Annotated in this window: 13 protein-coding genes and 1 tRNA gene; 10 read left to right on the forward strand and 4 right to left on the reverse strand. The window is 46.6% G+C overall.

What is annotated here, in order from left to right; translation table 11 throughout:
* The first annotated feature begins 223 nt into the window (after window positions 1–223).
* The 5 genes from H8730_RS12085 (at window position 224) to H8730_RS12105 (ending at window position 3,939) form a co-directional block, all read left to right on the forward strand.
* A complete protein-coding gene (locus tag H8730_RS12085) occupies window positions 224–997 on the forward strand; it encodes an AAA family ATPase (RefSeq protein WP_177714636.1) in 774 nt (257 codons plus the stop codon).
* Entirely contained in the window at window positions 994–1,887 is an 894-nt protein-coding gene (locus tag H8730_RS12090; RefSeq protein ID WP_177714638.1) for a ParB/RepB/Spo0J family partition protein, read from the forward strand. Before H8730_RS12085 ends, H8730_RS12090 begins: the two co-directional genes overlap by 4 nt.
* Before the next feature lie 23 nt (window positions 1,888–1,910).
* On the forward strand, window positions 1,911–2,417 hold the full coding sequence (locus H8730_RS12095; protein WP_177714640.1) for a DUF4446 family protein: 507 nt from the start codon (window positions 1,911–1,913) through the stop codon (window positions 2,415–2,417).
* 17 nt (window positions 2,418–2,434) lie between these two features.
* Window positions 2,435–3,277 (forward strand): Cof-type HAD-IIB family hydrolase, encoded by an 843-nt coding sequence (locus H8730_RS12100; protein ID WP_177714642.1) that lies wholly within the window; start codon window positions 2,435–2,437, stop codon window positions 3,275–3,277.
* 422 nt (window positions 3,278–3,699) lie between these two features.
* Entirely contained in the window at window positions 3,700–3,939 is a 240-nt protein-coding gene (locus H8730_RS12105; RefSeq protein ID WP_177714644.1) for a DUF3006 family protein, read from the forward strand.
* Between the two features lie 86 nt (window positions 3,940–4,025).
* Here H8730_RS12105 and H8730_RS12110 read toward each other — a convergent pair.
* The 4 genes from H8730_RS12110 to H8730_RS12125 all read right to left on the reverse strand — a co-directional run bounded on the left by H8730_RS12110 (window position 4,026) and on the right by H8730_RS12125 (window position 8,463).
* Window positions 4,026–4,098: transfer RNA gene (locus H8730_RS12110), tRNA-Arg, on the reverse strand.
* A gap of 84 nt (window positions 4,099–4,182) precedes the next feature.
* Window positions 4,183–6,252: a sensor histidine kinase gene (locus H8730_RS12115; RefSeq protein WP_249289869.1), complete on the reverse strand. Its 2,070-nt coding sequence runs from the start codon at window positions 6,250–6,252 to the stop codon at window positions 4,183–4,185.
* Window positions 6,230–6,946, reverse strand: a complete 717-nt coding sequence (locus H8730_RS12120; RefSeq protein WP_177714424.1) for a response regulator transcription factor — start codon at window positions 6,944–6,946, stop codon at window positions 6,230–6,232. The genes H8730_RS12115 and H8730_RS12120 overlap by 23 nt, the downstream gene beginning before the upstream one ends.
* 146 nt (window positions 6,947–7,092) lie before the next feature.
* A complete protein-coding gene (locus tag H8730_RS12125) occupies window positions 7,093–8,463 on the reverse strand; it encodes an aminopeptidase (protein WP_177714423.1) in 1,371 nt (456 codons plus the stop codon).
* A gap of 193 nt (window positions 8,464–8,656) precedes the next feature.
* On the opposite strand from H8730_RS12125, the gene trkA reads away from it, so the two are divergent.
* The 5 genes from trkA to H8730_RS12150 all read left to right on the forward strand — a co-directional run bounded on the left by trkA (window position 8,657) and on the right by H8730_RS12150 (window position 13,608).
* Window positions 8,657–10,015, forward strand: coding sequence for a Trk system potassium transporter TrkA (trkA, locus tag H8730_RS12130; protein WP_177714422.1), 1,359 nt, complete (start codon window positions 8,657–8,659; stop codon window positions 10,013–10,015).
* A gap of 15 nt (window positions 10,016–10,030) precedes the next feature.
* The gene (locus H8730_RS12135; RefSeq protein ID WP_177714421.1) at window positions 10,031–11,473 is read left to right on the forward strand and encodes a TrkH family potassium uptake protein; all 1,443 of its coding nucleotides are present in this window, start codon (window positions 10,031–10,033) and stop codon (window positions 11,471–11,473) included.
* A 176-nt stretch (window positions 11,474–11,649) separates the two neighbouring features.
* Complete coding sequence (locus H8730_RS12140; RefSeq protein WP_177714420.1) at window positions 11,650–12,492, forward strand: fumarate hydratase; 843 nt, start codon at window positions 11,650–11,652, stop codon at window positions 12,490–12,492.
* 22 nt (window positions 12,493–12,514) lie between these two features.
* Window positions 12,515–13,063, forward strand: a complete 549-nt coding sequence (locus H8730_RS12145) for a Fe-S-containing hydro-lyase (protein WP_177714419.1) — start codon at window positions 12,515–12,517, stop codon at window positions 13,061–13,063.
* 44 nt (window positions 13,064–13,107) lie between these two features.
* Entirely contained in the window at window positions 13,108–13,608 is a 501-nt protein-coding gene (locus H8730_RS12150) for a DUF6106 family protein (protein WP_177714418.1), read from the forward strand.
* Window positions 13,609–13,769 lie beyond the last annotated feature (161 nt).

The raw sequence follows: 13,769 nt of genomic DNA on the forward strand, positions 1-13,769 counted from the left end.
CGGCGTTAGAGTGGCTGATTTATAAAATGTTCCACGTGGAACAATAGGTGCCGAATAAAAGCGGATATCATTGTTCCACGTGGAACATTTTTGTGTCTTACCATACAAGATATAAAGATATCATAATCTTTTTAAGAAAACGTATTTGTTTCTGCCTTAAACTATGATATAATAAACTATATCATGGCATGAAGCCATGTAAAAGCAATAGGGAGGTGAGAGCGTGGGGAAAATCGTTGCCGTTGCGAATCAAAAGGGTGGAGTTGGAAAGACGACGACGACTGTCAATCTGGCCGCATGTTTAGCGGATAAAGATAAAGCAATTCTTGTTGTGGATATGGATCCACAGGGTAATGCGAGCAGTGGATTTGGTATTAATAAAGATACACTAGAGAAAACGAGCTATGAGCTTCTTCTAGGTGATGCCGAGTTAACAGAGTGCAAAATCAATTTGCCTGAATTTAAATTAGAAATTATACCCGCAAGTATGGATTTAGCTGGAGCGGAAGTTGAATTGATTGGGATTAACCGCCGCGAGTTTCTTTTAGCAAACCATTTGAAGAAGGTAAAAGAGTATTATGATTTTATACTAATTGACTGTCCGCCGTCGCTGAATATGCTCACAATCAATGCGTTTTGTGCGGCCGATTCTGTCTTAGTGCCGATCCAATGTGAATTCTATGCATTAGAAGGACTGAGTCAACTGATTAATACAATCAACCTTGTAAAGAAACGGCTGAATCCGGCAGTAGAAATTGAAGGCATTTTATTTACCATGTACGATAATCGTACCAACCTCTCAAATCAAGTTGTGGAAGAAGTGCGAGGATATATGCCCAGCAAAACATATAATACGATCATACCGAGAAATGTCAGGCTAGGGGAAGCCCCGAGCTATGGACAGCCGATTATATACTACGACGATCGCTCCAAAGGAGCCGAAAGTTATCGCAGTTTGGCGGCAGAATTTTTAGAACATAACGGGAGGCTATCATGAAGAAAAGAGGATTGGGTAAAGGGTTGGATGCTCTCATTGGTCCTGACCTTGAGGAGATTGAAAAGCAACCCCATGAGTCGAACCGCGAGGGTGACGCATCGGATAATCCGGTTATGATGGTTGATATCTATCAAGTGGAACCCGACCGCGAACAGCCGCGGAAAGATTTCGATGAGGAGAAGCTTGAAGAATTAGCTGAATCAATACGCCAATACGGCGTTCTACAGCCGCTGTTGGTACAGAAGAAGGATGAGTACTATAAGATTATTGCCGGTGAGCGAAGATGGCGGGCGGCGAAACTGGCAGGAGTTCATGAGGTTCCAATTATAATAAAAGACTATACTCAGGAAGAGACATTGGAGATTTCTCTGATTGAAAATATTCAACGGCAGGATCTAAATCCAATTGAAGAGGCACGAGCCTATGAGAGATTGCTCAGAGAGTACCACTTGACGCAGGAAGAGATTGCACAGAGGGTTGGAAAAAGCCGGTCTGCCATCGCCAACTGCCTTCGATATCTCAACTTACAGGAACAAGTGCAGAGCATGATGATGGAAGGTGTTTTGTCGGCCGGTCATGCGAAAGTTTTATTGGGAATTGAGGATAGGGAACTCCAATACACTCTAGCATTGCGGGTCATGGATGAAGACTTGAGCGTGCGCCAGCTGGAGAAGGTATTGCAACAGATGAAAAAGAGTCAGCCTCAAGCGGCTCCTCCCGCCTCAGCAAATCCAATTTATCACTCGGTTGAGGAGCGGATGAAGGAGGTGCTGGGCACTAAGGTCATCGTGACACAGGGGAAGAAAAAGGGAAAGATCGAAATCGAATACTACTCGGATGAAGACCTGGACCGGCTTCTGACTTTATTCGACAGTATAAAACAGTTTTAGACAAAAGTGGGAGGATACACGAAGTGGAGATAATTCTAAGTTTCGTCGAAGCCAATATTGTTTGGTTCATGGCAGGCGTTTTGGCGTTGCTGATTCTTTTCTGCATTCTATTGGTGATGAATCTTGTAAAATTCAAAAAGCTTCGGAGACGCTATGAAGCATTTATGCAGGGACAGGATGGGAAAGCCCTGGAATATGTGCTTGCGGACTGCGCTGAGAAGGTGAATCTGAACCAAGACGAGGTACAAAATTTGAAACGGTATGTGGCGGGAACCGTGGAGCGAAAAGTCAACAACAGCCTATATAAATCAAAGATGCTCCGCTACAATGCATTTGAGGGAATGGGAGGAGATTTATCCTTCGTCTGGGTCTTGTTGGACGATGGGAACAATGGCTACATCTTAAATAACATACATAATCGAGAGGGTGGATATATGTATGCGAAGATCGTGAAAGAGGGAAACTGTGAACAGCGGTTATCCCCGGAGGAGGAGCAGGTCCTGAGGGATGTGGTGGCTCAGCGCCTCTAGCAGGAGGATAAAAGGGAATGGTAGAAAAGACATATAAAGCCATCGGTGTCGATCTGGATGAGACTTTATTGGATACAGAGAAGAGAATCTCTGCTACGAACCGGGCTTGTATTGGACAGGCAAGGGAGCACAACTGTCGGATTATCGTATGCTCCGGGAGGGCACCGGCCGCTATGCGAAGATATATCGATGAGTTGGGGCCGTGGGACAAGGAGGATGTCTACATTGCGTTGAATGGCTGTATGATGTTTAAGGCGGCGACCCATGAGGCGGTAGAGGCGAATTTCTTTCCCTATGAGTATGCGGCGGACTTCATCGAGATCGCTAGACGGAACCAGAGCTCCCTCAACCTCCACCTCTATCGAGACGACGAGTATTATGTGGAACGCAGGGACGAGACAACGGATGTCTACGAGGCAAGGACTGGAACAGAGGCCAAGCTTGTGAGCGATTTGCATGAAGTGGTAGATGAACGCCTCCTAAAGCTTGTCTTTATAACGAAATCCCCCCAGGGACTCCGGATGGTTCAAAATAATATAGGCTCTGCGCTTCCCGCGGAGGTGAAGGGGTTTATATCCTCCTCCACAAAGGCACCATATCTATATGAAGTAGTGCCATCGAATATAAACAAAGGAATTGCAATGGAGAGAGCAGTACATCGATTATCCCTAGGGATGGAGGATGTGATTTGCATAGGTGACAGTTACAACGATATTCCAATGATTCAGAGGGCGGGCCTGGGAGTCGCAGTAGCCAATGCGGAGGACCCCATCAAGGAGAGCGCGGACTATGTCACGAAAAGAACCAATGATCAAGATGCGGTGACAGAAGTAATCAAACGATTTATACTTGTGGAATAAGAAATTTTGGAGGGATTGTATAAATCATGCAGATATGGCAATACTGAGTAATGTACCTGAGAACTCCATTATAAAACAAAGGATTGCAATACCTGCAAGCGTTTGTTTTATAGGTACAATCATCTAATACCCCCCTCAAATGAGCCTGGATTTCAACTCCCCCGAAATCCAGGCGCTTTTTCTAATTCCGGGGAACCGAAAGTTCTCCGGTCGCCGCGGCAATATATACAAAAAAGTGGATCATTATTGTTATATAATTTCCCTTGACAAGTTGAGAGGCAAAGTGCTATCATGAACCCCTGCAGGCGGTCGCTCACCCCATGCTATGCCTTGATATAAACTGAATATTCAGAATATTTATGGGGCAATTTTATCTACAGACCGCACCAGCAGGAATTCGCACATAAAAGGGGGGAGATTCTATGTTTACCGATACGATTGTAAAAAAGTATGTAGTCGATCAATTTGTAGAAGAGGATGCGTTGGTGCAGAATGCGGCAACCAGGAAGGTTTATCGCATTCCGAGGGAAATGCTGCCCGGAGAGACACAGGAGGGGAGCGTGTTTGAAATACGGTATTTGAAAGCGGAATCGGCTCTCCGGGAAGAAAAGATTCGACGGCTTATCGAAGGCCAGGGCGACAATGGAGATGGCCATGAGTGAATGGGAATATAGATCGTGATGAAAAAGGCGGAGACACGCTCCCTATTGTACATAAAAGAGGGGCTCCGCCTTTTGACAACAAAAAATACACCTGAGAGGATTCGAACCCCCGACGCATGGCTCCGGAAGCCATCGCTCTATCCACTGAGCTACAGGTGCATGCTATCACTGATAGCAAAAACTATTGTACAACAAAATCACGGTTTTGGCAAGGGCAAAATTAAAAATTTCAAGAAAACTTTGTCAGGCCTTCAATTGGTTTATTGTTTTCGGGAACATGGCCGTAATCTTGAAGAGGTCGCCATCAATTTCAATTCGCATGTCGCCCCCCTGAAGCTCCATGATGCTTTTGGAGATTGCGAGTCCAAGCCCGGATCCCTCGGTATTGCGCGACTTGTCGCCGCGTTTAAAGCGTTCAAATATCTCGTCCGGTGAGAAGTCCATTTCATAGGCGGAGATATTTTTTATTGTAAAGTAAATCCAATCCCCCTGTTCCTTTAATGTCAGGTAAACCCGCGTATTGTCCAGAGAATATTTTAGAGCATTGGTTATCAAATTAGAGAAAACGCGCCAGGTTTTTCGGCCGTCCAGGTACGCATACAGGTGAGGGCTTTCGATGTCGGTGCGGAATTCAAGCGTGGAGGTCTGCAATCGTTCGTCGTATTCCCCAAGCGCCTGTAGAAGTAGGTCAGAAACGTTTACCCTGGAAATATCTAATTCCACTGCGCCGGAAGACATCTTTGAGGCTTCAAACAGGTCGTCAATCAAGATCTTGAGTCTCGCCGCCTTCTGATCGATGATCTTTAGGTACTTGTACCGCTCCTCCTCCGTCAGATCCGCTTGTTGAAGCAACGTCACATAGGAGATGATGGAAGTCAGAGGGGTCTTAAGATCATGGGAGACGTTGGTGATGAGTTCCGACCGCATGCGTTCGCTCTTGACCGCCTGATCCACCGACGTTTTTAGGCCGGACCGTATGTTATTAATTGAACTGGCAAATCGGGACAGTACGCCATGGCCTGGAATATAGATGCTTGCGTCCAGATTGCCGGACGCCATCTCTTCTGTGTCCTTCATAATGCGATTTAACTGGCTGATATAGCGCAGGGTGATGGGAAGTGGAATGCAGATGTAGAGGAGCAGCAGGAAGAAACCGAGAAAATTGCGGCTTAATACAAGGGCAATGCATATATACCCCCATATGCCTGTGAAAGCCAACAGAAACAATGTCATAAAGGTGAGCTGCTTATTCAAGCTTACACCGCAGAGGGCATCATACACCAGATGGCCTGCGTGATAGACCAAAGAATTTTTCCAGTGCACTTTTGTCAGCGCATTCAAATACAGTGCATATTCATAGAATAGATAGGCACATGTGAGGAATACGGCCAACATCGTCAGAGAGAAATACAAAAAATGATCGATTGTGATAGGGACGATAAAGACGGAGTGTAGATGCTGGACGGAGAGTCGATAGAGCAAAAAGATGAGCAACAGAAAGAGATCAGGGGGAAACTTACAAAAGAAGTGGCGAACCCGAATGGAGGTGGGGTTGGAGAAAAGGAAATCTGCGGGCCGAAATGCTTTGACGAGAGAATAGGATAGGGCGATAGACACGACTAAAAGGATAAAAAATAGGGCGACTTCCTTCAAGATTCGCTGGTGTATGGACTCTGAATAGTTGAGGTCTGTAGCCAGCCGGCCGTTGGGGACGACGTAAACCGTTAAGCGACAGTTCATATCGTTCAACGTGGTATTGATGTCTGTGCTCTGGGAGGAAGGATACTCAGAGGAAATGGAGGACTTCTGCGGCATGGGATATTCCAGGGTTTTCGCCACATCCTCACCGGGAGTAAAGTCAGCCGGATTTTGCCAGATAACAGTCTGATCCTCATTGATCAAGCGATAGTAGAAAAAAGAGGAAGTGGAATATTTAACCATAGGCTCCGCTTCAATGAGCTTTTCTTGCAGCTCCGACTGCTGGTTGGCGTCGATATAATCTCGAAATACGAAACTGCCGCCAGCGGCCTCTTTAATATTGGAGTTTAGATTGTAGAGGAAATTACTCAGTTCAATTTTAAAATTCTGGCTCTCCAAATAGGGGTTACTAAAAATGTAATCCCTATGGGTAAGGACATCCGCGCCTAATAGAAAGCAGGAAGCCAGCGATACAAGAGTCAGGACAGACAGCATGACAGCACCGACGCGCCGAAAAAAGACGTTCCACTTGATCTTTTGCGCAGCGGCAGTCTTTTTTAAGTCTTCCTTCACGGCGGCATGCGCCGCCACTTTAGCGCTCGATTTTGTAGCCAATACCCCACACCACCTTTAAATATTCAGGATTCTGAGGGTTGACCTCGATCTTTTCGCGGATGCGGCGAATATGGACGGCCACTGTATTGTTTGCGTTGATTGCCGGCTCCTGCCAAACGCGATCGTAGATCTCTTCTATGGAAAACACGCGCCCTTTGTTAAGCATGAGAAGTTCCAAAATCTTATACTCCAGGGGGGTCAGGCGAACCTCCTCGCCATTGACAAACGCTGTCTTCGTGCTAGTATTCAAGGTGAGTCCGCGGACCACGATCTCATCGCTGGAATCCTCTGTTTCTGCTGCATCCGGTGAATTGAGATTCCCGAGAGCGGTGTAACGGCGAAGATTGGACTTTACCCGCGCCACAAGCTCCAGCGGGTTGAACGGCTTTGTCACATAATCATCGGCGCCAATGTTAAGGCCTAGAATCTTATCGGTATCCTCCGACTTGGCGGACAGCATAATGATGGGAATATTCAACTTTTCCCGGATTTTAATGGTGGCGTTCATCCCGTCCATACGGGGCATCATGATGTCCATCAGGATCAGATGAACCTGCTCTTTTTCCAGAATTCGAAGGGCCTCGATTCCATTTGCCGCCTTCAGAACCTGCATATTTTCCTGGCGGAGATAGATTTCGACGGCATCCCGGATTGCCTCGTCATCGTCAACAACCAGTATTCTATAGTTGTCCATTTCCTTACGTCCTTTCGCATTTCTTTATATACAATACTGTAGCACATAAGTTTAAAAAATGCCAACGGTTGTTTCTTACAAATTTCTTAAAAACCCGCTAAAACACAGGGTTACAGCGGGCTTTAAACGGAGAGCGTTTTCAATATTTACATATTTTTCAAAAAGGCGCGATAGGCGCGATAGGCTTCAAATATATCAACCTTGGACGCCACTTCCCACGGGGCATGCATGCTGTGGAGCGGAATTCCCAGATCGATAACATCCATTGCATACTGGGCGGGAATGTAAGCGATAGTTCCGCCGCCTCCTTGGTCCACCTTGCCTAACTCTGCCATCTGAAATTGGACAGTTTCCTGGTCAAACAAGCGGCGAAGTTTCGCAATATATTCTGCTGACGCGTCATTGGATCCACTTTTTCCTCCGGCACCGGTGTACTTGTGGAGCACAGGGCCTTTCCCAAAAAAGGGTGCATTATTCTTTTCATGAACGGACGCGTAATTGGGATCGAAACCAGCGCTGACATCGGAGGAGAGCATCTGAGAGGCGGCTAGCGCCTTTCGGAGGGATAATTCTGTGTAACAGCCGCATTTCTCCATAACTTCGGCAACTGCGTTTTCAAAAAATCTTGAGTGCATACCTGTCGCGCCGACACTGCCGATTTCTTCTTTATCGACCAACACTGTGACACAGGTTTTCGAGGGAACGGCATCTTCGTCCAGCATGGCCATGTAGGAAGTATAGCTACAAATGCGATCATCATGCCCATAGGCGAGGATCATACTGCGATCGATACCATAATCGCGAGCCATTCCCGCAGGGACCACCTCGATTTCCGCCGATTGAAAGTCATCTTCCTCAATGGAGTACTTGTCTTTTAAGATGGATAGGACGGAGTCTTTGACTCGCTCAGATCCCTCCCCTTCAAGAGGAATACTGCCAAAACAGATATTGAGATCTTCCCCGGTAAAGGCTTTGGGAAGAGTTTTTTCATTTTGATCCTTTCCGAGATGAGGGAGAACATCAGATATTCCAAATACTGGATCCTGTGGGTCTTCTCCGATTACGACCGGAATCTTAGTTCCATCTTTTTTGAAAACAACACCGTGGAGCGCAAGAGGAAGGGTCACCCACTGGAATTTTTTGATGCCGCCATAGTAGTGCGTCTTCAACATCGCAAAACCGCTATCCTCATACAGCGGATTTGGCTTTAGATCCAAACGGGGGGAATCTATGTGAGCGCCTAGTATATTGAGTCCTTGCTCGAAAGGAAGGGTTCCCACATGAACCAACACAAGCATTTTTCCGCGATTTACGGCGTACACTTTCGAGCCGGGCGTCAGGGCGCCTACCTTTGAAATGTCCAAATAGCCTCTTTCGGCAGCCGCGCGCATTACAGCATCGACACACTCCCTCTCCGTTTTGCATGAGGAAATATGCTGTTTATATCCTTCACAGAAATGTTCTGCTTCTTCTTTCATCGCCGGTGAATACGTTTCCCATAGTGTTTTCGATGTCATAAAATTGAAGCCTCCTATTTGTATAATCTTCAATAGAACTATGATCTATTTATTATATCCTGAAAGGGAAAGAATCACAAGTATTCTCACGAATATTTCCTGGGAAATGATTTATTTGCATATTGCAAATATCGCAACTTGTGATATGATAGTAGCGTATCAAAATTAAATCATAGCAAAAGGATATTATAAAATGAAGATAGTGATTGTAGGCGATGGCAAAGTAGGGTTTACACTGTCGCAGCAGCTGGCTAAAGAGGGGCACGACATCGTCATCATCGACAACAATGAAACTGTACTGAACAATTCAAGCAACACGCTAGACGTCAATTGTATCAAGGGCAATGGAGCGAATTATAAGATTCAGGAGAAGGCAGGCGTTCAGGAAGCAGACTTAATGATCGCCGTCACATCCCGCGATGAATTGAATATCATATGCTGTCTTATTGCAAAAAAACTGGGCGCAAAGCATACGATAGCACGAGTGCGCAACCCAGAATACTCAGATGAGATGAGCTTTATCAAGGACGAGTTGGGGTTGAGTATGGCGGTCAACCCGGAGGCCGCGGCGGCGGCGGAGATTGCCCGCATCTTACAATTTCCGTCCGCTATTAAAATTGACTCTTTCTCTAGGGGAAAGGTTGAGCTGGCGGAATTTAAGGTCATGCCTAACAGCCCCCTAGGCGGAATGGCCATCCATACACTGTATTCCAAATATAAAATTCGAATTTTGATTTGTGCGGTTCAGAGAAAAGGCGCAGTTTTTATCCCGAACGGCGATTTCCGCTTACAGGAAGGTGATAAGGTTACAATTACCGCCTCCCCCAAAAATATGACAGACTTTTTCAGGCAGATTGGGATCTTAATGCATAAGATTAAAACGGTGATGATCGTAGGCGGAGGCAAGATCGCGTACTACTTATGCAATCAAATCTGCAATTTGGGAATGAAGGTCAAAGTTATTGAGATTGATCCGGAACAGTGCAGACAGCTGACCGATGTGCTCCCTAAGGCGATGGTCATCAATGCGGATGGGTCCGACCAGGAAGTCCTGAATGAAGAGGGGATCGAGGGGGTTGACGCTTTTATCGCGCTGACCAACATGGATGAAGAGAATGTTATCATTTCCATGTACGCCATTTCGAGGGGAGTCGATAAGGTTATCACAAAGATTAACCATCTTACGTTCATGGAGATTATGGAAAACGCGGGAATCGACTGTATCATTTCGCCTAAATATATTACAGCAAACCATATTATTCGCTATGTGCGCGCCATGCAGAATTCTTGGGGCAGCAATGTGGAGACAATGACAAAGATTGTTGACAATCAGGTGGAGGCTTTGGAATTTAGGGTGAGAGAGAGTTTTCGAGGGTTGAACGTGCCGTTGAAGGACGTTGAGTTAAAGCGGAATGTCTTAGTGGCCTGTATCAACCGAAAGGGACAGATCCTTATACCTAGCGGCCAGGATAGGATTCAACTGGGGGACAGTGTGATTGTGGTAACGACCATCAACGGTCTCAGAGAGCTGAACGATATTTTCCGCATGTAGGGCACAGGAGAGAAAATGAATTATCGAATGATTATCAACACCATCGGGCGAGTTTTGGCTGTGGAGACAGTGCTGCTTTTGCTTCCTTTCGTAACAGCGATTCTGTACCAGGATTCCTCCGTAAGCGCATTTCTAATTACGATTCTAATTACAGCTGTGGCCAGCATTGGAGCGCTTCTTGTTAAGGTGCGCAATCGTGTCATTTATGCAAAAGAAGGCTTTACCATCGTTGCTTTTGCTTGGATCTTAGTATCCATCTTCGGAGCGATCCCGTTCTATATTAGCGGCGCTATACCATCCTTTATTGATAGCCTTTTTGAGACGATATCGGGATTTACGACAACGGGGGCCAGTATTCTAACGGAGATTGAGACGCTTCCTAAGGGAATCCTATTCTGGAGGAGCTTTACCCATTGGATCGGGGGTATGGGGGTATTGGTCTTTGTCATGGCCATTGTGCCCTTGGCGGGGGACCGCTCCATCCATGTAATGCGCGCGGAGGTGCCCGGGCCGACGATGGAAAAGTTGGTGCCGCGGATTAAGGGCACGGCAAAATTATTGTATAGCATTTATATTCTATTGACAGTAGTGGAAGTTATCTTCTTAGTAGCGGGGAAAATGCCTGTATTCGATAGCCTAGTGCATGCGTTTGGGACGGCCGGAACCGGAGGCTTTTCCATTATGAACGCCAGCATCGCCGCCTACGGGAGCCCGTATTTAGAGTATGTCATCGCTATTTTTATGATGTTGTTTGGGGTCAACTTTACAATCTTTTTTCTGTTGCTTGCCCGGGAATTCAAGCTTGTGATCAAAAATGAGGAATTGTTTTGGTATTTGAGTATTATTTTAATTGCCACACTGGCCATAACATTTTCCATTATGCCTCAGTACGGAGGATTTGGAGAGGCGTTCCGGCTGTCTTTTTTTCAGGTGAGTTCCATTATTACAACAACGGGGTACGCAACAGCAGATTATTGTCAGTGGCCCATGGTCACGCAGATGATTTTACTTTTGCTTATGATCGTGGGAGCCTGCGCTGGCTCCACTGGGGGAGGAATGAAGGTTTCAAGGCTGATTATCTTGCTTAAAAAAGTTCGGCGGGATATCCATAAACTGATCCATCCGCGGATGGTGGGCGCCATTAAGATGGATGGAAAGACACTGCAGCAGGAAACGGTCGACAATGTGAGTCTTTATTTCATCAGTTATATGCTGCTCTTATTCGTCCTATCGCTAATCGTATCGCTGGACGGATTTGACTTTACGACAACCTTTAGCTCCGTTGTCGCCTGCATGGGAAATATAGGACCTGGATTGGGAATGGTAGGACCCAGTGGAAATTTTTCAGGATTCTCGAATCTATCAAAACTTACCTTATCCTTGGCGATGCTGTTTGGGAGGTTAGAGATCTTTCCACTTTTGCTGGCCATGTCTCCCTCGCTATATCGAAAAAAATAAGCATTGCCCCGCGCTGTGCTGTTCTACATGCTCTTGCTGGTTAGCCGGTCAAGATTTCGATAGTTTCCCGGGAAATTGTGTCATGAGTGTGAGGAAAGGAAAACGAAGAAATGTGTCTGCGCGCTGCTGGACACAAACGCCTTACTACATAAAGCAGCGCAGAAATGGAGACAAATATGAGGACAATCGATACAGATCGTATTGCGAGAGCGGTGGCAACCCTCTGCGTGAAGGCGAATACAGATTTAAACCAAGATACAGAAATGGCTTTGCGCAGAGCTAAGGGGCATGAGAGATCGCCAGTCGGAATCGAGATATTGGATCAACTGTTAGAGAACGCCCAGATTGCCCGAAATAGCGCGATGCCGATCTGTCAAGATACTGGATTGGCGGTGGTATTCTGTGAGATCGGACAGGATGTGCATATTCAGGGGGGAGCGCTGGAGGATGCCATCAACCAGGGGGTGGCGAAGGGATATACGGAAGGGTATCTGCGCAGCTCTGTTGTAAAAGATCCTCTGGACCGGATCAATACAAAAAACAACACCCCTGCAATCATTCACTATACCATTGTTCCCGGCGATTCCCTCAAGATTACGGTAGCGCCAAAGGGAATCGGAAGTGAGAATATGAGCCGGCTTTACATGTGTAAACCCTCTCAGGGGCTGCAGGGAATTGAGGATGCGGTTATTGAGACGGTCAAGCTAGCGGGGAGCAATGCGTGCCCGCCTCTGGTGATCGGTGTCGGGGTGGGAGGCAATTTTGAGAAGGTGGCGTGTTTAGCGAAACAGGCGCTGTTGCGCCCTGTTGGAGAATATTCCCGAGATGAGAAATGGGCAGATATCGAAAGGGCACTGTTAAAAAAAGTTAACCGGCTGGGAATTGGCCCCCAGGGGTTCGGCGGGTCCACCACTGCGCTTTGGCTGGCGGTCGAGACCTATCCAACCCATATCGGGGGCATGCCGGTAGCTGTGAATATCAATTGCCATGTGGCAAGACATGAGTCCATAACGCTGTAAAAAAAGGAGAAGCGACACTACAATGATAAAGCGAATTAACGCTCCCATAACGGAGGAAACGATACAAACGCTGAAGGCGGGGGATACCGTGCTATTAAGCGGTGTTGTCTACACGGCTAGAGATGCAGCCCATAAGCGAATGTGCCAGGCGTTGGAGAGCGGGCAGAAGCTTCCTTTTTCACTAGAAGGCGCTGTTATCTACTATGTTGGACCGACACCAGCAAAGCCGGGACAGGTTATCGGATCGGCGGGGCCGACGACGAGCGGGCGCATGGATGCGTATGCGCCGAAACTCATAGAGCGTGGGCTCAAAGGGATGATCGGAAAGGGGCAGCGCGCGAAGGAGGTGATCGACGCCATGGTCGCCCATGGGGCTGTCTATTTTGCGGCAACTGGCGGCGCAGGTGCACTTTTGGCGAGCCGAATTACGAGATGTGAATTGGTTGCTTGGGAGGACCTGGGGACGGAAGCGGTGCGGAAGTTAGAGGTGGTCGATTTTCCGCTAACAGTTGTCATTGATAGGGAAGGCACCAATCTTTACGATATGGCAGCGCGGGACTATCAGGAATAGAGCGCAGGAAATATTTAGCCGATGGAAAGCGGGGGAGAGCAGACATGTATAATGAAAATTCTAACAACAAAAATGCATGGGTTACAGAGCGTATCATAAAAGTCTTCCTTGTCATTGCGTTCATGTTGAGCTCGAATATCCTGATGTATCACTTTTTGCCCTGGGTTTTCTGGAGAGATGTGGTCACCATTGTATCATTATTTCTTGGCATCTACTGGATATTCGGCCATGAGACAACGCAATACCGGTATGGCCTGATCAGCGATGAGCTGACGATCTACGTAGGAAAAGGAAAGAGGGAACGGCTTATACTGAATATCTCGGTGGCGGATATTGAAAAAATTGCCAGAGTAACGTCCCTTGATCACCAGGAGGATGCGAAAAAGAAGTATAGTACTAGGAATCGATATTATAATATATCCCATCAGGCGCCTATCTACTATTGTATTTATCTTGATGCTCTAAAGGCACCGCACTACTTTGAGTTTAAGCCGACACGGGATCTGGTCTGCATGATTATGGAAAAGATTGGAAGCATGTATTAAATCGTAATATTTGGCTAAGATAGTATTGTTCATTATTTTATTGGTAGTGTCAAGTAATCTATGAAAAACTGAGCCGAAAAAAACAGGCTCAAATGAACCTTGAAAATTGCAGATATTGATTCCGAAAAGCTCTCCGAGGGCTCAGGGCGCTGCCCTGAGAA

The sequence above is a fragment of the Bianquea renquensis genome, from assembly GCF_014384895.1.
GTDB lineage: Bacteria > Bacillota > Clostridia > Lachnospirales > Bianqueaceae > Bianquea > Bianquea renquensis.